Source organism: Streptomyces sp. NBC_01244 (genome assembly GCF_035987325.1).
GTDB lineage: Bacteria > Actinomycetota > Actinomycetes > Streptomycetales > Streptomycetaceae > Streptomyces.
On record NZ_CP108488.1, the window covers coordinates 5,523,417 to 5,542,999 of the forward strand.

Consider the following 19,583-nt stretch of genomic DNA (forward strand, 5'->3'; position numbering starts at 1 on the left):
TCGGCCGAGGGGGATCAATGTCGGTGCCGCTGCGGTGGGTTGTGGTCGTCGGGGGGACGGGGATCGCCTTCCTGATCGGGTTCCGGCTGGGGGTGTGGGACCCCTTCGGCTGGCTGCCGGAGAAGGACTCCGACCGGGTGTCGGCGGCCGCCGGATTCGGCGGGGCCATCGCCGCGGTGTGCGCGCTGGTCGGCGGCTGGTGGGCCGGTGGCGGCGGGGAGGGCGGGAACTCCCTGCGGCAGCGCGCCCGCGCCTCCGGCACCAGCCGGGTCACGCAGACCGGCGGCGGCGGCTCCGGCCCGGTGGACCAGCGGGCGCGCGCCGACGGGGACTCCCGCGTACAGCAGACGGCCGCCGGCGGCGGTGAGCAGCAGCCGGATCCGGATCCGGCTCCGTGAACGCCGAGCAGCGGGCGCGGGCCGAGGGGCAGGCACGGATCACGCAGGTGACGGTGGCGGGGGACTACGTCACCCACGCGCCGTCCGAGGGTCCCGTAACCCCGGCCGCACCGGGGCTGCCCGCTCCGCCCGACGCGCTCGTGGGGCGGGACGGCCCGGTCAAGGCGCTGACGGACCTGCTCGACGAGGGCGGCGGCGGGGCTCCGGTGACCGTTGTGGCGGGGCTGCCGGGGGTCGGCAAGAGTGCGCTGGCCGTGGCGACGGCCCATCGGGCGGTGGAGTACGGGTGGTTCGAGGAACGGGTGTTCTTCCTCCAGCTGCACGGCTACGCCCCGAACGACGCGGTGAGCGGGGCGCAGGCGGTGCGCGAGATGCTGCGCCGTCTCGGGGTCGGGGACGCGGACGTGCCGCCGTCGCCGGACGGGCAGGTGGCGCTGTACCGGGCCCGGCTGGCCTCGCTGGCGCGGGCGGGGCAGCGGGTGCTGATCGTCGCGGACGACGCCGGGGCGGTGTCCCAGGTGCAGGACCTCGTACCGCCGGACGGCACGCACCGGCTACTGGTGACCTCGCGGCACCGGCTGGTCGCGCCGGGGTTCGCCGCGCGGGTGGTCGTCCTGGACGAGCTGGCGGTGGAACCCGCGGCGGAACTGGTCGCGGGCGCGCTGCTGCGGACCTGGCCGGAGGATCCGCGGCCGGCGCGGGAGCCGGAGGCGCTGGCGCGGATCGCGGATCTGTGCGGGCGGCTGCCGCTGGCCCTGACGGTGGCGGGGGCGCTGCTGGCGGGTGATCCCGGGCTGGCGGCGGGCGAGTTGGCGCGGCAACTGGCCGAGGCGAGGACCCGGCTGGAGAAGCTGCACATCGACGGTGACGTGCCGGTCGGGGTTCGGGCCGCCTTCGACCTCTCGTACGCGAGGCTTCCGGCGGACCAGGCGAGGATCTTCCGGCTGCTGACGGTGGTGCCGGGGACGGACTGCTCCACACTGTTCGCCCACCTGGCCACCTGCGAAGGCGAGCCGGGACCGGGGGGCTTCGCGGAGACGGCCGCTGAGCTGCGGCCCGCGCTGGCAGCGCTCGTACGGGCCAGCCTGCTGGCGGAGCAGCCGGTCGGCTCGGGGCGGTGGCGGATGCACGACCTGGTGCGGCTCTACGCGCGGGAGCGCGGGGAGGAGCATGCGGAAGAGGACGGCCGGGAGGCCGTGATCGACCAGCTCCTGAAGGGTCTGATCGAGGCCGCCGCACGCGCCGCGCAGGCCCTCGGGATCCAGCGCGGTCCGGCCGCGACCGGGGACCTGCCGTCCATGGCCGAGGCGGCGCACTGGTTCGAGGCCGAACGGGCCGTACTGGTGGCCACCGTGGTCTTCGCGGCCGACAGCGGCCGCAGCGTGCTCGGCGCCGGACTGTACAACCACGTGACCGGCTACCTGGCGGCCTACGGATACCTGGAGAACGCCCTGCTGCTGGAGCGCAGCATGGTGGAGGGGGCCGGGCGGCACGGCGATCCGGGGGTTCTCGCCGACGCGCTGTGCAACCTGAGTGCCGTTCTTCTGTGCTTCACCACGCGGCGCCTCGTGGGCGAAGCGGCCGAGTGCTTGAAGGCCGCTCTCGAGACGTTCCGCGCGGTGGGAAACCGGGCGGGGGAAGCCAGGGCGATGAATCTCCTGGGGACCGTGCTGGAGCGGCAGGGCCGGTTCGAGGAGGCGACGGTGATCCTCGTGGAGGCCCTGGCGCTCCTCCAGGAGCTGGACATGCCGACCGAGCAGTGGCCGATGCTGGGCGGTCTCGGGGGCAACCTGGAGAGGCTGGAGCGGTGGGACGAGGCCGTGGCCGTGTACCGGGCGGCCGTCACGCTGTTGGAGGAGGTCGGCAACCCCAACTGGACCGTGATGATGCTGGGGTCGCTCGGGGGCGCGCTGTGGCGGACCGGGGAGCGCGAGGAGGCCATGGCCGTGCATTCGGAGGCGCTCGCCCTGAGCAGGGAGGCGGGCAACAGGTCGGAGACCGGCCGGCTGCTCCTGCGCGTGAGCGAGTCACTGCTCGAGGACGGCAGGACGGAGGAGGCCCGGGCCCTCTGCGAGGAGGCCGCCGGGCTGTTCGCGGAGATCGGCCAGGAGTCCGGTCAGGCGCTGGCGCTGTTCTCACTGGCGTGCGTCCAGGAGCAGGAGGGCCTGGTGACCGAGCAACTGGAGGCACTGGAGCGGGCCGTCGTGCTCTTCGTCCGGGTGGGGGACGAGGACAACACGGTCAGGGCGGTCACGGCGATGGCCAACACCCTGACGCGGGTCGGCGGTACGGCTGAGGGCGCAAGGGCCTTCGACATGCTGGCGGAGGCGTGCGAGGCGGTGGGTCTTGCGGAGTCGGCCGCCGAGGCCCGCGGGGCCGCGGCGGAGCTCCGCCGGCCGGCGGACGGGGGCGTGACGCCGGACGGGGGCGTGACGCCGGACGGGGACGTGGCGCCGGACGGGGACGTGACGCCGGCCTGGGACGTGACGCCGGCCTGGGGCGCCGCCGAGGCGGCGGAGCCCGTTACGGATCCGGGGGCCGCCGGGGTCCCCGGCAGCGCCCCCCGGCAGCGCTGGCGGGACCGCTTCAGGCGCTGACCCGGTCCGCCAGGCGGGCCATCGCGACCCGCAGCTCCCGTTCCGCGCCCACGGGCACGATCGCCGCGCGGCCCGGGACGCGTACGCCGCCCGTCAGGGCCACCCGGGTGCCGCCGTCGGGGGTCGGGGCGGCGGCCATGCCGATGATCAGGAAGCGGCTCTGGAGCCAGCACCAGCCGGGGCGCAGGACGCCGCGGAAGTGGGCCCGCAGGCCGTACTTGCTGCGGGCCAGGGCCTCCACGCGGTCGCCGGATACATGGAGCACGCGCACGGTGCGCATGTCCGGCTGGAAGCGGCCGAACTCGCCCTCCAGGTCCGACATCACCGCCCAGACCGTCTCCAGGGGGGCGGGGAGAATCGCTTCGACCACCCGGGCTCCCGGAACGCCGGCCGCCATGATGCGCAGGCGGGCGATCGGATCCAGTTCGTACGTCATGAGGACCACGCCTTCCGGAAGCTCGTACGGGCCCGGTGCAGCCGGGACTTGGCGGTGCCCGGCGGGACGCCGAGCAGGGCGGCGGCGGACTCCTCGTCGAGGCCTTCGACGTCGCGGAGTACGAGGACGGCCCGGTGGGCCGGCGAGAGGCGGGCCAGGACGTCCTCGATGTCGGTGGCCAGCTGCGGGTCGTCCCGGGCGGGTACGTCGGCCAGTTCGGCCGGGCGGTCGCGGGCGGCGCGCCGGGCGGTGCGGACCGCCTCGCGGACCGCGATGGACCGGACCCAGCCGTACAGGGTCTCCGGGTCACGGAGGGCGCGGAGCGACCGGAAGACGCGGAGCAGGGCCTCCTGCGTGGCGTCCGGGCCGTCCGCGAGGGCGATCGGGTGGCAGATCCGCGCGATGTACGGGATCAGGTGGTCGAGGAGGTCGTGGAGCGCGAGGGTGTCGCCGCCCCGGGCCGCGCGCGCGAGGGCGACCCCGCGGTCGCGGGCGGCGGGGGTGAGGGGGCCCGCGGCGGGGCGGCCGGCCACGGAGTCCACCGGCCTCACCGGGCCCGCGCCAGCCGGGCAGCCGCCCAGCCGAAGCCGAGGCAGGCGGGGGTGTAGAGCGCGAGGTTGAGGGCGCGGAAGGGGCCGTCCGCCGGGCTGTCGAGGAGGCCGGCGGCCCAGCCCAGGCCCGCGAGGCCCCGTACGGCCAGCCCGGCGGCGACGGCGGCCGTCACCAGGCGGGCGGGCCGCCCTCCCCGGCCGTGCGCGTGCGCGAGCACGGCGGCGGCGCCGGTCAGGGTGAGCGCGGCGAGCGGCAGGACGACGGGCGGGCCGAAGGACACCTCGGAGCCGAGCACGGCCAGGGACAGGGTCCGCTCGTCGGGGGCGGGCCAGGTCAGGCCGGTGGCCCAGTACAGGTGGACCAGCCCGTCGGCGGCGAGCAGCGCGGCGAGCGCGCGCCCGGTGCGACGCCTGCGTGTCGGGTCCTTCATGGTGTGCCCCCTCGGTGGTGGAACGCTCCGGCAACGATCCGGCACACAGAGGAGGGGGCCCACAGGGGAAACGTTCCCTGTGAGCCCCGTCACGCACGTCGCAGGACGCCCGTCAGTCGACGATCTCCGGGCGGGCCTTGATCACCGCGAAGACCGCGCCCTGCGGGTCCGCCAGTACGGCCATGCGGCCGGCCGCCATGTCGAAGGCCGGGGCCATGACGGAGCCTCCGGCGCGGGTGGCGGCGGCCTGGATCTCGTCGACGTCGTCGGCGCTGAAGTACGGGATCCAGTTCGGCGGGGTGCCCGGCGGAAGGTCCTTCAGGTCCATCATTCCGGCCACCGCGCGGCCGCCGACCTGGAACTCCGTGTACCCCGCGGCATCCGGCATCTCGGAGGTGGCCGTGGTGACGGGGAGGACGGCGCCGTAGAACGCTCTCGCGGCGGGGACGTCGCCGGTGCTCAGCTCGTTCCAGATGAGCGCGCCGTGCTCGTTGACGATGCCCGCACCGTCGAAGGTGCCGGCCTGCCACAGGCCGACGACGGCGCCGGTCGGGTCGACGATGACGGCCATCCGCCCGAGGTCCATGACGCCCATCGCGCCCATCATGACCGTGCCGCCCGCGTCGGTGACGGACTTCAGGGTGGCGTCGAGGGAGTCCGTGGCCAGGTACGTGGTCCACACGGTCGGGGGCATCGGGTCGGGGACGGTGCCGTCCGGGTTCATCGCCTTCATGATCCCGGCGACGGGCTTGCCCTTGAGGGTGCAGACGGAGTACCCGCCGGTCTCGGGCGGGCCGATCTCGCCCTGCCAGCCGAAGAGGTCGGCGTAGAAGTCGATGGCGGCCTGCTGGTCGGGAACCATCAGGTCGATCCAGCAGGGGGTGCCGGGCTTGTAGGGGCCGTTCATGTCGGGCACGGGGCCCTCCGTCGGGGTGGGTAGGGGTTGGACGGCCCGTCCCCTACCCGGCCGGGGTGGCCGGAATCGGACCGTACGGGTGAACCGGCCGGAGGGGACGCGATATCCGCCGACGGAACGTCGCCCGGGTGCCAGGCTTGCCGCATGGCCGACTTGAGTGTCCGTGGAGTGTCCGAGGAAGTGCTCGCCGAGCTGAAAGCACGGGCCGCCCGCAACGGCCAGTCGCTGCACGACTACGCGCGGACCGTGCTGGAGGACGTGGCCAGGATGACTTCAGTGCAGGACGCGCTTGCCCGCGATGAACGAGGCGAGGTCGGTCACGTCGAGCACCCGCACGGCTTCTGAGGCGCCCGGCAGGGCATCCCGGTAGGCCGAGATGTCTCGGGGGTCGGAGGTGACGATGACGGCATGCGGATGCCTGGCGGCGATCACGACGGCGAGTGCGTCCACGGCGTCGGGCCGCTTTTCGGCCGGGATCGCGGCTGAGGCGAGGATCCGGCCGGCTCGCTTGGCGTCGTCCTCCACGTGACCGGCCAGGCACACGCCGCACGACAGCGCCGCGGAGGAACGTACGCCGAACACCGTGCACTGGGGGACGGCGCGGGTCAGGGGGGTCCACTGACCCGGGCGCCAGGCCTGCGCCAGCACGGGCAGCGGCACGACGGGAGGATGGCCCTGTTCGGTCAGGTACTGGTGCAGGCGCCTGGCGTGCTGTTCGGCACGGTCCAGCGCAACCAGCATGCCGGTGTCGTACACGAAGACGGGATCGCTCACGCGGCGGAGTCCCGCGCCTCGGGCGCGAGGGCCTGGGCGATACCCGCCCGTACGGCGGCCATGTCGGCCTCGTCGAACTCCTCGCCCTGGCCCTGCGGCGGAGCCATCGCCTCGGTCGCCGCGATGTCCGCGTCGATGTCGGCGAAGCGGCGAGCGACGAGGATGTCCTCGTCGATCTGCCTCAGGACGGCAGCCGTGACGTAGGAGGAGACGTCGATCCCCATCGCGTCGGCATGCTCTTTCACTCTCGTGCGCAGCGCCGCGTCCATGCTGATGCTGAACCGCTCCTTGGGGGCCATGAAGCGAGCGTAGCACGGCGTGTTACGGCTTGTTGGGGGAACGCAGCGGCCCCCGTCTCCCGGTGGGGGAGGCGGGGGCCGCCGGTGCGACGTGGTCCCGGGGTCAGAGCTTTTCGGGGGTGCGGATGCCGAGGAGGGACATGCCCTTGCTGAGGGTGCGGGCGGTCAGGTCGCAGAGGAACAGACGGTTCTCGCCGACGACGAGCTCGGGCTCGGGCTTCACGACCGGGCACTGCTCGTAGAACGTCGCGAACAGCGAGGACAGCTGGTAGAGGTACGCGGCCACCTTGTGCGGGGCGTGCTCCGCGGCCGCCTCGGCGATGAGTTCGCCGAAGTGGTCCAGGTGCAGGCCCAGCGCGCGCTCGGCCGGCGCCAGCTCCAGCTCCGGGTGCGCGACCGGCTTGCGGTCGCCCGCCTCGCCCGCCTTGCGCAGGATCGACTTGATGCGGGCGTACGCGTACTGGAGGTACACGGACGTGTCACCGGTCAGCGAGACCATCTGGTCCAGGTCGAACTTGTAGTCGCGCGAGGCCGAGGTGGACAGGTCCGCGTACTTCACGGCGCCGATGCCCACGTACTGACCGTTCTCGACGATCTCTTCCTCGCTCAGACCGATCTTCTCGGCCTTCTCCCGGACGACGGCCGTGGCCCGGTCGACGGCCTCGTCGAGGAGGTCCACCAGCCGTACCGTCTCGCCCTCACGGGTCTTGAACGGCTTGCCGTCCTTGCCCAGCACGGTGCCGAAGGCCAGCTGCACGGCCTTGGTGTCCTCGTTCAGCCAGCCGGCGCGGCGGGCCGTCTCGAAGACCATCTTGAAGTGCAGGGACTGCCGCGCGTCGACCACGTAGATCAACTCGGTCGCGCCCAGCTCGCTCACCCGGTCCCGGATCGCCGAGAGGTCGGTCGCGGCGTAGCCGAAGCCGCCGTCGGACTTCTGGACGATCAGCGGGGTCGGGTTGCCGTCCTGGCCCTTGACGTCGTCGAAGAAGACGCAGAGCGCGCCGTTGGAACGGACGGCGACGCCCGAGTCCTCCAGCAGCTTGCAGGTCTCCACCAGCATGTCGTTGTAGCCGGACTCGCCGATGACGTCGGGGTCCTGGATGTCCATGTCCAGCTTGTTGAAGACGGAGTAGAAGTAGATCTTCGACTCGTCCACGAACCGCTGCCACAGGGCGAGGGTCTCCGGCTCGCCGGCCTGGAGGTCGACCACCCGGGCCCGCGCCCGCGTCTTGAACTCCTCGTCGGAGTCGAAGAGCGTGCGCGAGGCCTTGTAGAGGCGGTTCAGGTTGGACATGGCCTCCTCGCCGGAGACCTCGCCGCCGTCGGCGCTCTCGGAGGACTTGTGGTCCAGCTCGTGCGGGTGCTCCAGCAGGTACTGGATGAGCATGCCGAACTGCGTGCCCCAGTCGCCGATGTGGTGACGCCGGACCACCTTCTCACCGGTGAACTCCAGGATCTCCACCATCGCCGCGCCGATCACGGCGGACCTGAGGTGGCCGACGTGCATCTCCTTGGCCACGTTCGGCTGCGCGTAGTCGATCACCGTCGTACCCGGCTTCGCCGCGAGCGGCACGCCGAGACGGTCGTCCGCGGCGCGGGCCGCCAGGGTCTCCACGATCGCCCGGTCGGTGATGGTGATGTTGAGGAAGCCGGGACCCGAGACCTCGATCTCCTGGATCAGGCCGGCGGTGTCGATGCCCTCGACCACGGTCGTCGCCAGCTCGCGCGGGTTGGCCTTGGCCTTCTTCGCGAGCGCCAGGATGCCGTTGGCCTGGAAGTCGGCCCGGTCGCTTCGTCGCAGCAGCGGGTCGCTCGCACCGGCATCCGGCAGGGCGGAGGCGAGTGCGTCGGCGACGCGCTGGTTGACGGAGGAAGCGAGGGAAGGGACCGAGGCCATGAGCTGCCGTTCCTGTGAGGTCGTGCCGATGCGTGCACTGGGGTTTCGGTTGGGGTTTCAGACAAGGACCGAGTATCCCACGCGGGGGCTGTCCACATCCCGGGATATACGGGGTAGTGGGCCGGGCCGATAACCCTCCGAAACCGCAGAGCGCTCCCTTCCGTCTGGGAGAATGGCGAGAAGCCAGCATTCGAGATAGAAGGACGTGTCGTGGCTCAGAGCGCGCAGAGCAGCACCGAGACCGACTGGGTCTCCCGTTTCGCGGACGAGGTCATCGCCGAGGCGGAGCGCCGAGCCCCCGGTAAAACGATCGTCGTCGCGTCAGGCCTGTCCCCCTCCGGCCCGATCCACCTGGGCAACCTCCGCGAGGTCATGACCCCGCACCTGGTCGCGGACGAGATCCGCCGCCGGGGCCACGAGGTCCGCCACCTCATCTCCTGGGACGACTACGACCGGTACCGCAAGGTCCCCAAGGGCATCCCCGGCGTCACCGAGGAGTCGCACGCGCAGCACATCGGCCGCCCGCTGACCGCCGTGCCCGCCCCCGAGGGATCCGCGTACCCGAACTGGTCCGAGCACTTCAAGGCCGCCATGGTCGAGGCGCTGGCCGAGCTGGGCGTCGAGTACGACCCGATCAGCCAGACCGAGCAGTACACCGCCGGTACCTACCGCGAGCAGGTGCTGTTCGCGATGAAGCACCGCGGCGACATCGACGCGATCCTCGACCAGTACCGGACCAAGGGGAAGCCCGGCGGCAAGAAGCCGCAGCAGAAGCAGGTCGACGAGGCCGAGCTGGAAGCCGCCGAGGGCTCGGGCGCGGCCGCCGAGGACGACGGCAGCGCGGAGGGTACGGAGTACTTCCCGTACAAGCCGTACTGCGCCGAGTGCGGCAAGGACTTCACCACGGTGACGTCCTACGACGACGAGACCACCGAGCTGACCTACGTCTGCACCGAGGACGCGTTCACCGAGACGGTCAAGCTCAGCGAGTTCAACCGCGGCAAGCTGGTCTGGAAGGTCGACTGGCCCATGCGCTGGGCCTACGAGGGCGTGATCTTCGAGCCCTCCGGCGTCGACCACTCCTCGCCCGGCTCCTCCTTCCAGGTCGGCGGCCAGATCGTCGGCATCTTCGGCGGCGAGCAGCCGATCGGACCGATGTACGCCTTCGTCGGCATCAGCGGCATGGCCAAGATGTCCTCCAGCAAGGGCGGGGTCCCGACCCCGGCCGACGCGCTGAAGATCATGGAGCCGCAGCTGCTGCGCTGGCTCTACGCCCGCCGCAAGCCCAACCAGTCCTTCAAGATCGCCTTCGACCAGGAGATCCAGCGGCTCTACGACGAGTGGGACAAGCTGGAGGCCAAGGTCGCCGACGGCTCCGTGCTGCCCGCCGACGCCGCCGCCCACGCCCGCGCCGTACGCGTCGCCTCGCACGAGCTGCCGCGCACCCCGCGCCCGCTGGCCTACCGGACGCTCGCCTCGGTGGCGGACATCACCGCCGGACACGACGAGCAGACCCTGCGGATCCTGAGCGACCTGGAGCCGGAGCGGCCGCTGACCTCGCTCGACGAGGTGCGCCCGCGCCTGGACCGCGCCGAGAACTGGATCACCACCCAGGTCCCCGCCGACCAGCGGACGCTGGTGCGCGAGGAGGCCGACGTAGAGCTCCTGTCCTCCCTGGACGACGAGGGGCGCGAGTCCCTGCGCCGCCTCGTCGACGGGCTCGACTCGCACTGGTCCCTCGACGGCCTCACCACGCTCGTCTACGGCGTGCCGAAGGTGATGGCCGGCCTCGAGCCGGACGCCAAGCCGACGCCGGAACTCAAGGTCGCGCAGCGCACGTTCTTCGCACTGCTCTACCGGCTCCTCGTGACCCGGGAGACCGGGCCGCGCCTGCCCACGCTGCTGCTCGCGGTGGGGGCGGAGCGGGTGCGCAAGCTGCTCGCCGCCTGAGGTTCCGCGTCCGCGTGACGTGAGAAGGGCCCGCACCCCCCTGCTACTGAGGGGGTGCGGGCCCTTCTGCTGCCCGTACGAGTACGGGGCTACGCGATGTGCTCGCTCTCCAGGTCGCGCTGGTAGCGCTGCTTCAGCTCCGGCATCAGGCGGCGGATCATCGACGCGCTGCGCGGGTGCACGATCCCGTGACGGTCCGAGAGGTGTATGTCCACCTGCTCCGGGGTCGGGAAGCCGGAGAACTCGTCGATGTAGGCGCGGAAGACCTCGTACGCGGCCTCCGCGAACTTCACGTCGTCGATGTTCGCTTCGGCTTCGGCTTCCGCTTCGGCCTGGGCCTGGGCCCCTGCCCCTGCCTCCGGGAGAGGGGCCTCCTCCTGGCGGGGACCCGGTATCGGCAGCTCCTGCTGCTGCGGCTCCTGCTCCGGGCCCGCCGGGGGCATGACCGGGGTCGGCTCCAGGCCCTCGACGTACTGCGGGTTGTAGCCGCCCTCGTACGCGGCCTGCGGCGCGCGGGGTGCCGCGAACCACGCGCTGTTGTGCGCGGCCGGCATCGCGGTCGGGTCCACCACGAAGGGCGCGGCGGGCTGCTGGTGCTGCGCGGCGTCGCCACCGGCCGACCCGTCGGCGCCGGCGTTGGTGCCGGCCTCGGTGTCCGGGCCGGCGGGGCCGAGGGCGGGAACACCCGGCGCCGTCGCCGCGGCCGGCTGCCGCGCGCCCTCGGCGCCCGCCGTGAGCGCCGGAGCCGTCGGATCGGCGGCCGGGGGCGGGGGGATGAGGAGGGGCTCGATGCCCGCCGCGGCCAGGCCCTCGGGGGCGGTCTGGGAGAGGGGGACGCCTATGCGGGCGAGGCGCAGCGGCATCAGGGCTCCGACGGGGGCCTTGCGGCGCCAGGCGCGGCCGTAGCGCGCCTGCAGGCGGGCCTGGTAGATCAGGCGGTCCTGCTCCATGCCGACGGCCTGCTCGTAGGAGCGCAGTTCCCAGAGCTTCATCCGGCGCCACAGCTTGAAGGTGGGGACGGGGGACAGGAGCCAGCGGGTGAGGCGGACGCCTTCCATGTGCCGGTCCGCGGTGATGTCCGCGATCCGGCCGACCGCGTGGCGGGCGGCTTCCACGGTGACCACGAAGAGGATCGGGATCACCGCGTGCATGCCGACACCGAGCGGGTCGGGCCAGGCGGCCGCGCCGTTGAAGGCGATCGTCGCCGCCGTCAGCAGCCACGCCGTCTGACGCAGCAGCGGGAACGGGATCCGGATCCACGTCAGGAGCAGGTCCAGCGCGAGCAGGACGCAGATGCCCATGTCGATGCCGATCGGGAAGACCAGCGAGAAGGAACCGAAGCCCTTCTTCAAGGCCAGGGCGCGCACGGCGGAGTACGAACCGGCGAATCCGATCCCCGCGATGACGACGGCTCCGGCGACCACGACACCGATCAATATCCGGTGCGTACGAGTCAGCTGCATCGCGGCCACCCGCGATCCCCTCCCCTTGTCGAGCTACGGCAGGGCACAGCGTACGCGCGTACGGGCAAGGGGGCGTCGGCGGTCCGGACCCGGGGCTTCCGGGCACCGGTCCGCCGACGGCGCGATGCGTTCTAGGAGTTCGAGGGAGAGGGCGAAGACGAGGGCGAAGCGGAGGCCGACTGCTCCGGCTGGGCCGACTGTTCCGGCTGCTTCGCCTCGTTGGCGGCCGCGACCGAGGCGACGGTCTCCTTCGTCGCCGCGATGGCGTCCTGGAGCAGCTTGGCCTGGTCCGGGGCGGCCGCGCCCTCGTAGGCCGTGCCGTTGTAGTCCAGGGTGATGACGACGTTGTGCGCGCGGGCGATGACCGACGTGTTGAAGAAGTCGCCGTCCTTCTTGGTGGTGAAGGTGACCGAGGTGGCCTGGTCGCCGATGCCGCCCGCCTCCTCCGGCTTCACGTTCTCCGCGCCCTCGACGGCCTTCGCCTTCTCGACCTGCTTCGCGTACTCGTCCTCGGCGCGCTTGCTGCCGGTGCCGACGGAGGCGAGGGAGTCGTAGCGGACCAGGGAGATCGAGAGCCAGCGGTACTGCGAGCCCTTCAGACCGGCCTCGTCCAGACCGTTCCAGGTGCAGGTGGCACGGCTGGTGAGGTCGTTGGACTTGGCGGCGGTGCCGTTGGCGTCCTTCGCCTTCGGGACGATCGTCTCGATGGTCTTCGCGGCGACCGCCTTGCACGGCTCCGGCAGCGTGGCGTACACGGCCTTCTCCAGCGCCTCCTTGGAGGGCTTGGCGCTCGGCTCGGCGGACGAGGACGCTCCGGACTTCTTGCCGCTGCCGGCGCCCGACTTCTCGCCCGAGTCGGACGAGCAGCCGGCGACCGTGAGGATCACCGGGACGGCTGCGCAGGCGAGGACGCGGGTGAGGCGCGAGGCTGATCGGTGCATGATTCCTTCAGACGTTGTGGGTCTTCGTGCGGGCTCGTTCGGTCCCTCTTGCGGGCGCGGGACCCGAGCAACCGTAGCCCGACCCGGCGCCCGGCTGCTGTGCGCGCCGTCACGACGGCCCCGCACGCCCCCCTGGGGCGGGACCGGCTAGTCGTCGAACCGCTCCACGAGGGCCTGCGCCAACTGCCGTGCCCTGTCCTGGGTTTCACCGCTGGGCGGGACCGTGCCGGGGAGCGCGGGCTGGATGCTGTACTCCACGGTGACGATGACATTCGAGGTACGGAACACAATGCGGACCGTGCGCGCCTGCGCGGCGGTGGCCCCGGCCGCGGCGAGCTTGTCCTCGAGGAAGGCCTCGTCGCCGAGCCCTTCGAGGGCGCGGGAGCCGAGCTCGGGCGGGGCGGACGGGCTGGTGGAGGGGCTGGCGGACGCACCGGGGCTCGTGCTCGCACCGGGGCTGGTGCCGGCGCTCGTACTCGGCGTCGCACCGGGGGCCCCGGGTGTCGGGGCCCCGGACCCGGACCCGGACCCGGACCCGGACGGGGTCGGCGTCGGGCTCGCCGACGGCCCAGGGATGGGCAGGTTGGCGGCGGTGAGCTTGCGGCCGTAGACCTGCCGCGCCTTGTCGTCGTCGCTCGTGGTGGCCCGGTCGTACGAGACCACGCGCTCGAAGCCCACCGACAGCAGCCGGGTCTCGGCCGGCGTCTGCGAGGTCCAGCGGCAGCCGACGCGCCGGTCGGCGTCGTACGAGGCGTCCGCGACCCCGGCGTAGAGCGCTTCGAGGGCCTCGGGGGCGAGGCCGTCGGCGGCCGGGAGCATGGCCTTGACCTTCTTGGGATCGGCGGCCTTGCAGGGCATGGGCAGGCTGCGGTACTTGCCGGGCTGCGCACCCGTACCGGCGTTCGCACCGGGCTTCGCGTCGCTGTCGGTTCCGATTCCGGCGCCGCCGTCGGTGCAGGCGGTGAGGCCGGCCGCGAGGGCGGTGAGCATCGCGATGGCTGGCAGGACTCCACGTACTCGTACCGTCTTGCGCTGCACGTTCCACCGGCTCCCTTCGGGAAAATGCGTTGCCGCGGCTGGGGCGCGGATGGACACAATGTCTATCGCACACGCTGGTGCCGGCGCCGGTCTCATGTCGTATTTGAGGCCATGAGCGAGGCTTTTTGCGTTAAGAGACTTTTGTGGTGTTGACGGGGTGTTGAGGGTGAAATGTCATACGTAGAAGTACCCGGGGCGAAGGTTCCCATCCGGATGTGGACCGACCCGGCGTCGGTCGAGGACAGCGCGATGCGCCAGCTCCAGAACACCGCGGGCCTTCCCTGGATCAAGGGCCTCGCCGTCATGCCGGACGTGCACTACGGCAAGGGTGCGACGGTCGGCTCGGTCATCGCCATGAAGGACGCGGTCTGCCCGGCGGCGGTGGGCGTGGACATCGGCTGCGGCATGTCGGCGGTCAAGACCTCGCTGACCGCGAACGACCTCCCGGGGGACCTGTCGGGGCTGCGCTCGCAGATCGAGAAGGCGATCCCGGTGGGGGCGGGGATGCACCGGGAGGCGGTGGATCCGGGGCGGTTGTACGGGTTCTCTGTGGAGGGGTTCGCGGATCTGTGGAAGCGGTTCGACTACATCAGCGATGCGGTCAAATTCAGGCGTGAACGCGCCACGAAGCAGATCGGAACGCTCGGATCCGGCAACCACTTCATCGAATTCTGTCTCGATGAGTCGGGTTCGGTCTGGCTGATGCTGCACTCCGGCTCGCGGAACATCGGGAACGAGTTGGCGGACTTCCACATCGGCGTGGCCAGAGGGCTCTCGCACAACCAGGGCCTGGTCGACCGGGACCTCGCGGTGTTCCTCGCGGCGACCCCGGAGATGCAGGACTACCGCAACGACCTCTTCTGGGCTCAGGAGTACGCGAAGTTCAACCGCGCCGCGATGATGAGCCTGTTCAAGGAGGTCGTCCGCAAGGAGTTCCGCAAGGCCAAGGTCTCCTTCGAGCAGGAGATCAGCTGCCACCACAACTACGTGGCGGAGGAGCGGTACGACGGCATGGACCTACTGGTCACCCGGAAGGGCGCGATCCGCGCCGGCAGCGGTGACTACGGGATCATCCCCGGCTCCATGGGCACGGGCTCGTACATCGTGAAGGGTCTCGGCAACGAGAAGTCCTTCAACTCGGCCTCGCACGGCGCGGGTCGGAAGATGAGCCGGACGGCGGCGAAGAAGAGGTTCTCGGCGCGCGACCTGGCGGAGCAGACCAAGGGCGTGGAGTGCCGCAAGGACTCGGGCGTCGTGGACGAGATCCCGGGCGCGTACAAGTCGATCGAGCAGGTCATCGACCAGCAGACGGATCTCGTTCAGGTCGTGGCCAAGCTGAAGCAGGTCATCTGCGTCAAGGGCTGAGGCCCGCGCCGAACTGACGGGGGAGCGCAAAGGCCCGGACCGTGGGCGGTTCGGGCCTCGGCCGGTCCGGGTGGTCAGTCGAGAAGCATGTCCACCGGCAGTTCGAGGGTGACCCCGAGGTAGTCGGGGAGGGGGAGCGTCATGCCGCGCTTGAAGGTTCTGCGCAAGCGGTAGCAGGTGGCGCGAGGGTCCGTGTAGATCACGACTTCGTCGTGCTGGCGGTCGGCGATGACGTAGACCGGGACATCGGCCCGGGCGTAGCTCTCCACCTTGGTGCCGAGGTCATCGGCCCAGTTCGAGGAGGTGACCTCAAGGATCATGCGGAAGGCGTCAGGTCGGTAGCAGTTCTTCGTCACCTTGTGGTCCAGGAAGTCGGCTTCGACGAGTGAGAAGTCCGGGACCGCGTAGTCGTCCTCGCCGGTGGGCAGCCAGATGCCGATGCCCTGGAGGAATTCCAGGCCTGCCTCCGCGGCCCCGGCCTCGTGGAAGGCCACGGTGAGCCGGGTCAGGGTCCGGGCGTGCCTGCCGTCCGCAGGTGGTGTCACGGTGAGCCTCCCGTGGAGAATCTCCACTCGGTGTCCGGGAAGCTCCCTGGAGAGTCGATCGGCGGCCTCCGCGATCGTGGTCTCGTGCTGTATCACGGCCATAGCTTCCTCCTTTTCGTGGCTCACGCTTCCGGAGCGTAGTCTCGCGCGCCGACATTTCGCTCGACTTCACCCGTACGGGCACATCCGGCCCGCCGGCCCGCCGGAGTCGTCAACTCCGTTAAGGGGCAGTCGGATTCGGCCGGAGGAAGTCGCCGTCCGGGGTCTTGACGCTGGGAGTTGGTCTAGACCAAGGTGTGCCGCATGTGGAGATCCCGTGCGGTTCTTGCCGCGCTCGCGTCGTTGTCGCTCACCGTTGGTGCCGCTCAGGCAGCCGATGCCGTCGGGGCCGAGGCCGCCGCTCCGGCCGTTGCCGCGGCCTCGCGGGCCGTGGGGCTGCCGCCCGTGGTGTCGCACGTGCCGACCGCGGAGAAGGTCGTGTTCATCACCATCGACGACGGCTGGGCGCACGATCCGGCCGTTGCCCGGACGCTTGTCGACCAGCGGGTGCCCGCGTCGCTGTTCCTGCTGCCGGGGGCGTACTCGTACGACGCCCAGTACTTCACCGGACTCGTCGCGCAGGGGCGGTCGGTGAACGTGGAGAACCACACCGTCAATCACCCTGATCTGACGTCGCTCGACGCCGCCGGCAAGGACGCCGAGGTGTGCGGGGCAGGGGAGCAGGCCGCCGCGGCGTTCGGGCGGGAGCCGAAGCTGCTGCGGCCGCCGTACGGGGCCGTCAACGACGACGTGCGGCTGGCCGCGAAGGCGTGCGGGGTCAAGGCGCTGATCACGTGGACGCACGACTTCACGACGTGGGGCGAGACGCCGGCCACGCCGCAGCTGAAGGCCGGCGACATCGTGCTGCTGCACTTCACGCCGACGCTCGGCGCGGACCTGAAGCGGGCCCTGGACGCGGCGAAGGCCGCCGGGCTGAAGCCGGCGGCCTTGATGCCGCACCTGAAGAGCGCCGGGCTGGTGCCGTAGCCCGCTCTACGGGTTACAGCTCGCGGTGGAGCTTCGTGTTCGAGGCCTGGGCTCGGGGGCGGACCACCAGGAGGTCGATGTTGACGTGGCTGGGACGGGTCACCGCCCAGGTGATGGTGTCGGCCACGTCGTCGGCGGAGAGGGGCTCGGCCACGCCGGCGTAGACCTTCTCCGCCCGCTCGACGTCGCCGCCGAAGCGGGTCTTCGCGAACTCCTCGGTCTTGACCATGCCCGGGGCGACCTCGATGACGCGGACGGGCTGGCCGACGATCTCCAGGCGGAGGGTCTCGGCGAGGACGCGGGCGCCGTTCTTGGCGGCCACGTAGCCGGCGCCGCCCTCGTAGGTGGAGTGGCCGGCGGTGGAGGAGAGGACGACCACCGTGCCGTCGCCCGAGGCGGTCAGGGCCGGCAGCAGGGCCTGGGTGACGTTGAGCGTGCCGATGACGTTGACCTCGTACATCGTGCGCCAGTCGGCGGGGTCGCCGGTGGCGACGGGGTCGGCTCCGAGGGCGCCGCCGGCGTTGTTGACGAGCACGTCGCAGCGCTGGAGCGAGGCGGCGAGGGCGTCGACGGCGGCACGGTCGGTGACGTCGAGGGCGTGGGCGGTCGCCTCGTGGCCGGCGGCCGTGATCTCGGCGGCGAGGGCCTCGATGCGGTCCTTGCGGCGGGCGGTGAGGACGACGTGGTAGCCGGCCTCGGCGAGCTGCCGGGCGGTGGCCGCGCCGATGCCGCTGCTCGCACCGGTGACTACGGCGGTTCGGGTGGCCGTGCTCATGCTGGCTCCTCGTGCGTTCGTCTGTTCGTACGGGTGGGTACTGGCCAGCATAGGCCGGTCGCCGTGCAGGTCACCGGCCGCGCGGGGCGTACGTGGGCCGGAGGCGAAGAGGGCGGCGGAACGGGCGAATGAGCGAACGGGGAGGAGGGCTCGCCCACGTTCGTGTGATGGTCCGACCATCGGGTGGGCGGGAGAGCTAGCGTCCGCGCGTGGAGGTGGTCGCGGTGCGCCGAGGTGCCGTACGGAGTGTGGTGATGGCCGGGCTGCTGGTGCTGCTCGGCGGGCTGGGGAGCGGTGTGGGGAACGCCCTCGCCGGGGCAGGGGCAGGGGCAGGGGCAGGGGCCGAGGCGGGTGCCGGGCCCGAGGCCGAGGCGGATGTGGCCTATCACGGGCGGGTCGCCCTGACCGGGAACCGGCTGCGGATCCTGCTGGTCCCGGAGAACGAGGGGCCGTCCGCCGTGGCGAACGCGACCGTACGGCTGGGCCTGTCGGCCGACCTCGCGGGCCGCCAGGAGCTGGCGGAGGGCTGCGCGCGGGCCGGGCTGCGCGAGGTGGTGTGCGAGACCGGGGAGCTGCCGCTGCACGGGCGGGGGCGGCACATCGGGCTGGCGCTGCGGCTGAAGGAGCCGGCCGCGGAGGTGGTGGTGCGGGTCGACACCTGGTGGAACGGCGGCGCGACCGACCGGAACCACGCCAACAACGAGCACGTGGTGCTGGCTCTGGACACGGGGGACACGTACGCGTTCTGACCGGGACGTGCTCTGACCGGACGCGGTCTGGCCCGTCTGCGGTCTGGCCCGTCTGTGTTCCGACCCGGCCGCGTTCCGACCCGGCCGCGTTCCGACCCGTACGCGTTCGTACGCGTACGGGTCCTGCCGCCGGGGCGCGAGAGTGAGCGTGAGGGCCCGCGGCTACGGGGTGCCGACGCCGCCGAACTCGGCCACGGCCTCGTCGACGATCCGCTCCAGCCGGGCGTGGTGGGCGCCGCGCCAGTAGACGCGCTCGCAGTCGGCGCACTGGGCGAAGACCTCGTACGAGCGCTGCGTGCCGCTCTCCAGCCGGTCGCCGACGCTGTCCTTGTCGGCCTCGCGCAGGGTGCCGTTGCAGGCGGTGCAGCGGGTCCACGGCGCGAGGGCCGGGGCGAACCGGCCCAGGATGTCGCGGACCTGTTCGTCGGGGTTGTCGCTGTAGACGTACGCGCCGGCGAACAGCTCGCGGCGGCGCAGCAGTCCGCGGTCGCGGGAGAGCAGGACGCGCTGCTCGGCGGCGGAGCGGGTGGCCAGGGCCGGGTCGCCGATGTCCTCGTTCTCGTACGCCGCGTCGACGCCCAGCAGTCGCAGGCGGCGGGCGAGGGTGCCGAGGTGGACGTCGAGGAGGAAGCGCAGCGGCGTGGTCCGGGGGACGCCGGGGAGGTGCTGCGGGCGGTCGACGCCGAAGACCTCCACGGATTCGCCGGCCCGGGGCACGTGGGCGAGGGGCGTCTCGGCGCCGTCGACGAGGATCCGGCCGACTTCGGTGAGGGGGACGCCGGCCGATTCGACGACGTGGCCGAGGCTGGAGACGCCGTCGGTGGTGGTCGGCACGCGGGCGCCGCGGCGCGCGGGCGCGGCGAACACGTGCAGTTCGGGGGCGAGGGTGAGCTGAATGCCGGGTCCGTTCACGAGGCCAGCATGCCATCGCGGGGCTGGGGTCGGCGGGCGATTTACGGGGCCGCGCACGCAGGGCCCCGCTAGGAGTCCATCGCCGCCGCGGTGGCGGCGTCGTGCAGCTCGCGATGGGCGTTGACCTCGTCGAAGTGGTTCTCGGCCCACTCCTTCACGGAGCTGAGCAGGCAGCCGAGGTTGCCGCCGAGGTCGGTGAGCCGGTAGTCGACGCGGACCGGGACGGTGGGCGTGACGGTGCGGGCGACGAGGCCGTCGCGCTCCAGGGAGCGCAGGGTCTGGGTCAGCATCTTCTGGCTGACGCCGGGGATCCTGCGGCCGAGCTCGCTGTAGCGCATGGTGCGGTCCTCGGCCTGGGCGAGCGCGCTGACGATGAGGCCGACCCACTTGTCGCTGATGCGGGCCAGGAGCTGGCTGGTGGGGCACTCCTTGAGGAAGGCGTCGTATGCCTCGCGGGCCTCTTCGCGGCGGGCCTCGGCGGTACGGGTGGCCATGGGTGCCCCACTTCCGGGTCGGGTAC

The 19,583-nt window shown here is 72.1% G+C and carries 21 protein-coding genes; 7 read left to right on the forward strand and 14 right to left on the reverse strand.

What is annotated here, in order from left to right; translation table 11 throughout:
- The first annotated feature begins 17 nt into the window (after positions 1-17).
- Together OG247_RS24945 and OG247_RS24950 are read left to right on the forward strand one after the other, a co-directional pair.
- Positions 18-398, forward strand: coding sequence for a hypothetical protein (locus OG247_RS24945; protein ID WP_327254344.1), 381 nt, complete (start codon positions 18-20; stop codon positions 396-398).
- Positions 395-2,995 (forward strand): tetratricopeptide repeat protein, encoded by a 2,601-nt coding sequence (locus OG247_RS24950; protein WP_327254345.1) that lies wholly within the window; start codon positions 395-397, stop codon positions 2,993-2,995. The genes OG247_RS24945 and OG247_RS24950 overlap by 4 nt, the downstream gene beginning before the upstream one ends.
- On the opposite strand, the gene OG247_RS24955 is transcribed toward OG247_RS24950, so the two are convergent.
- The 4 genes from OG247_RS24955 to OG247_RS24970 all read right to left on the reverse strand — a co-directional run bounded on the left by OG247_RS24955 (position 2,985) and on the right by OG247_RS24970 (position 5,320).
- A complete protein-coding gene (locus OG247_RS24955; RefSeq protein WP_327254346.1) occupies positions 2,985-3,431 on the reverse strand; it encodes a hypothetical protein in 447 nt (148 codons plus the stop codon). The genes OG247_RS24950 and OG247_RS24955 overlap by 11 nt on opposite strands.
- Positions 3,428-3,964: an RNA polymerase sigma factor gene (locus OG247_RS24960; protein WP_327257608.1), complete on the reverse strand. Its 537-nt coding sequence runs from the start codon at positions 3,962-3,964 to the stop codon at positions 3,428-3,430. The genes OG247_RS24955 and OG247_RS24960 overlap by 4 nt, the downstream gene beginning before the upstream one ends.
- A gap of 14 nt (positions 3,965-3,978) precedes the next feature.
- Positions 3,979-4,413 (reverse strand): DUF3995 domain-containing protein, encoded by a 435-nt coding sequence (locus tag OG247_RS24965; protein WP_327254347.1) that lies wholly within the window; start codon positions 4,411-4,413, stop codon positions 3,979-3,981.
- Positions 4,414-4,525: 112 nt separating this feature from the next.
- Positions 4,526-5,320, reverse strand: a complete 795-nt coding sequence (locus OG247_RS24970) for a VOC family protein (RefSeq protein WP_327257609.1) — start codon at positions 5,318-5,320, stop codon at positions 4,526-4,528.
- A gap of 153 nt (positions 5,321-5,473) precedes the next feature.
- Here OG247_RS24970 and OG247_RS44875 point away from each other — a divergent pair, with 153 nt between their 5' ends.
- Positions 5,474-5,674, forward strand: coding sequence for a FitA-like ribbon-helix-helix domain-containing protein (locus OG247_RS44875; RefSeq protein WP_442813393.1), 201 nt, complete (start codon positions 5,474-5,476; stop codon positions 5,672-5,674).
- On the opposite strand, the gene OG247_RS24975 is transcribed toward OG247_RS44875, so the two are convergent.
- The 3 genes from OG247_RS24975 to argS all read right to left on the reverse strand — a co-directional run bounded on the left by OG247_RS24975 (position 5,603) and on the right by argS (position 8,299).
- Positions 5,603-6,103, reverse strand: coding sequence for a hypothetical protein (locus tag OG247_RS24975; RefSeq protein WP_327254348.1), 501 nt, complete (start codon positions 6,101-6,103; stop codon positions 5,603-5,605). The genes OG247_RS44875 and OG247_RS24975 overlap by 72 nt on opposite strands.
- Positions 6,100-6,402 (reverse strand): hypothetical protein, encoded by a 303-nt coding sequence (locus OG247_RS24980; protein WP_327254349.1) that lies wholly within the window; start codon positions 6,400-6,402, stop codon positions 6,100-6,102. The genes OG247_RS24975 and OG247_RS24980 overlap by 4 nt, the downstream gene beginning before the upstream one ends.
- A 103-nt stretch (positions 6,403-6,505) precedes the next feature.
- On the reverse strand, positions 6,506-8,299 hold the full coding sequence (gene argS, locus OG247_RS24985; protein ID WP_327254350.1) for an arginine--tRNA ligase: 1,794 nt from the start codon (positions 8,297-8,299) through the stop codon (positions 6,506-6,508).
- Positions 8,300-8,509: 210 nt separating this feature from the next.
- Here argS and lysS point away from each other — a divergent pair, with 210 nt between their 5' ends.
- Complete coding sequence (gene lysS / locus OG247_RS24990) at positions 8,510-10,249, forward strand: lysine--tRNA ligase (protein ID WP_327254351.1); 1,740 nt, start codon at positions 8,510-8,512, stop codon at positions 10,247-10,249.
- A gap of 89 nt (positions 10,250-10,338) precedes the next feature.
- Here the strand turns inward: lysS and OG247_RS24995 are convergent, their stop codons facing one another.
- From OG247_RS24995 to OG247_RS25005, 3 genes are all read right to left on the reverse strand, one after another.
- Positions 10,339-11,721, reverse strand: a complete 1,383-nt coding sequence (locus OG247_RS24995) for a DUF2637 domain-containing protein (protein WP_327254352.1) — start codon at positions 11,719-11,721, stop codon at positions 10,339-10,341.
- A gap of 122 nt (positions 11,722-11,843) precedes the next feature.
- Positions 11,844-12,653, reverse strand: coding sequence for a DUF3558 family protein (locus OG247_RS25000; RefSeq protein ID WP_327254353.1), 810 nt, complete (start codon positions 12,651-12,653; stop codon positions 11,844-11,846).
- A gap of 147 nt (positions 12,654-12,800) precedes the next feature.
- Complete coding sequence (locus OG247_RS25005; protein ID WP_327254354.1) at positions 12,801-13,691, reverse strand: DUF3558 domain-containing protein; 891 nt, start codon at positions 13,689-13,691, stop codon at positions 12,801-12,803.
- Between the two features lie 171 nt (positions 13,692-13,862).
- Here OG247_RS25005 and OG247_RS25010 point away from each other — a divergent pair, with 171 nt between their 5' ends.
- Positions 13,863-15,056 (forward strand): RtcB family protein, encoded by a 1,194-nt coding sequence (locus tag OG247_RS25010; RefSeq protein ID WP_327254355.1) that lies wholly within the window; start codon positions 13,863-13,865, stop codon positions 15,054-15,056.
- A gap of 74 nt (positions 15,057-15,130) precedes the next feature.
- On the opposite strand, the gene OG247_RS25015 is transcribed toward OG247_RS25010, so the two are convergent.
- Positions 15,131-15,703: a Uma2 family endonuclease gene (locus tag OG247_RS25015; protein WP_327254356.1), complete on the reverse strand. Its 573-nt coding sequence runs from the start codon at positions 15,701-15,703 to the stop codon at positions 15,131-15,133.
- A 201-nt stretch (positions 15,704-15,904) separates the two neighbouring features.
- Between OG247_RS25015 and OG247_RS25020 the strand changes: the two genes are divergently transcribed.
- The gene (locus OG247_RS25020) at positions 15,905-16,627 is read left to right on the forward strand and encodes a polysaccharide deacetylase family protein (protein WP_327254357.1); all 723 of its coding nucleotides are present in this window, start codon (positions 15,905-15,907) and stop codon (positions 16,625-16,627) included.
- A 13-nt stretch (positions 16,628-16,640) separates the two neighbouring features.
- Here OG247_RS25020 and OG247_RS25025 read toward each other — a convergent pair whose 3' ends face one another.
- The gene (locus tag OG247_RS25025; RefSeq protein WP_327254358.1) at positions 16,641-17,402 is read right to left on the reverse strand and encodes an SDR family oxidoreductase; all 762 of its coding nucleotides are present in this window, start codon (positions 17,400-17,402) and stop codon (positions 16,641-16,643) included.
- Positions 17,403-17,611: 209 nt separating this feature from the next.
- Between OG247_RS25025 and OG247_RS25030 the strand changes: the two genes are divergently transcribed.
- Complete coding sequence (locus OG247_RS25030; RefSeq protein WP_327254359.1) at positions 17,612-18,151, forward strand: hypothetical protein; 540 nt, start codon at positions 17,612-17,614, stop codon at positions 18,149-18,151.
- A gap of 162 nt (positions 18,152-18,313) precedes the next feature.
- Here the strand turns inward: OG247_RS25030 and OG247_RS25035 are convergent, their stop codons facing one another.
- Together OG247_RS25035 and OG247_RS25040 are read right to left on the reverse strand one after the other, a co-directional pair.
- Positions 18,314-19,063, reverse strand: coding sequence for a Mut7-C RNAse domain-containing protein (locus OG247_RS25035; RefSeq protein ID WP_327254360.1), 750 nt, complete (start codon positions 19,061-19,063; stop codon positions 18,314-18,316).
- A 68-nt stretch (positions 19,064-19,131) separates the two neighbouring features.
- Positions 19,132-19,557, reverse strand: a complete 426-nt coding sequence (locus OG247_RS25040; RefSeq protein ID WP_327254361.1) for a winged helix-turn-helix transcriptional regulator — start codon at positions 19,555-19,557, stop codon at positions 19,132-19,134.
- Between the last annotated feature and the right edge of the window lie 26 nt (positions 19,558-19,583).

What these genes read in the sequence shown, in the direction of transcription:
- OG247_RS24945 (WP_327254344.1), top strand. Translation starts at nt 18, where the DNA reads ATGTCGGTGCCGCTGCGGTGGGTTGTGGTCGTCGGGGGGACGGGGATC.
- OG247_RS24955 (WP_327254346.1), bottom strand. Translation starts at nt 3,431, where the DNA reads ATGACGTACGAACTGGATCCGATCGCCCGCCTGCGCATCATGGCGGCC.
- OG247_RS24965 (WP_327254347.1), bottom strand. Translation starts at nt 4,413, where the DNA reads ATGAAGGACCCGACACGCAGGCGTCGCACCGGGCGCGCGCTCGCCGCG.
- OG247_RS24970 (WP_327257609.1), bottom strand. Translation starts at nt 5,320, where the DNA reads ATGAACGGCCCCTACAAGCCCGGCACCCCCTGCTGGATCGACCTGATG.
- OG247_RS44875 (WP_442813393.1), top strand. Translation starts at nt 5,474, where the DNA reads ATGGCCGACTTGAGTGTCCGTGGAGTGTCCGAGGAAGTGCTCGCCGAG.
- OG247_RS24980 (WP_327254349.1), bottom strand. Translation starts at nt 6,402, where the DNA reads ATGGCCCCCAAGGAGCGGTTCAGCATCAGCATGGACGCGGCGCTGCGC.
- argS (WP_327254350.1), bottom strand. Translation starts at nt 8,299, where the DNA reads ATGGCCTCGGTCCCTTCCCTCGCTTCCTCCGTCAACCAGCGCGTCGCC.
- OG247_RS25000 (WP_327254353.1), bottom strand. Translation starts at nt 12,653, where the DNA reads ATGCACCGATCAGCCTCGCGCCTCACCCGCGTCCTCGCCTGCGCAGCC.
- OG247_RS25010 (WP_327254355.1), top strand. Translation starts at nt 13,863, where the DNA reads ATGTCATACGTAGAAGTACCCGGGGCGAAGGTTCCCATCCGGATGTGG.
- OG247_RS25015 (WP_327254356.1), bottom strand. Translation starts at nt 15,703, where the DNA reads ATGGCCGTGATACAGCACGAGACCACGATCGCGGAGGCCGCCGATCGA.
- OG247_RS25020 (WP_327254357.1), top strand. Translation starts at nt 15,905, where the DNA reads ATGTGGAGATCCCGTGCGGTTCTTGCCGCGCTCGCGTCGTTGTCGCTC.
- OG247_RS25025 (WP_327254358.1), bottom strand. Translation starts at nt 17,402, where the DNA reads ATGAGCACGGCCACCCGAACCGCCGTAGTCACCGGTGCGAGCAGCGGC.
- OG247_RS25040 (WP_327254361.1), bottom strand. Translation starts at nt 19,557, where the DNA reads ATGGCCACCCGTACCGCCGAGGCCCGCCGCGAAGAGGCCCGCGAGGCA.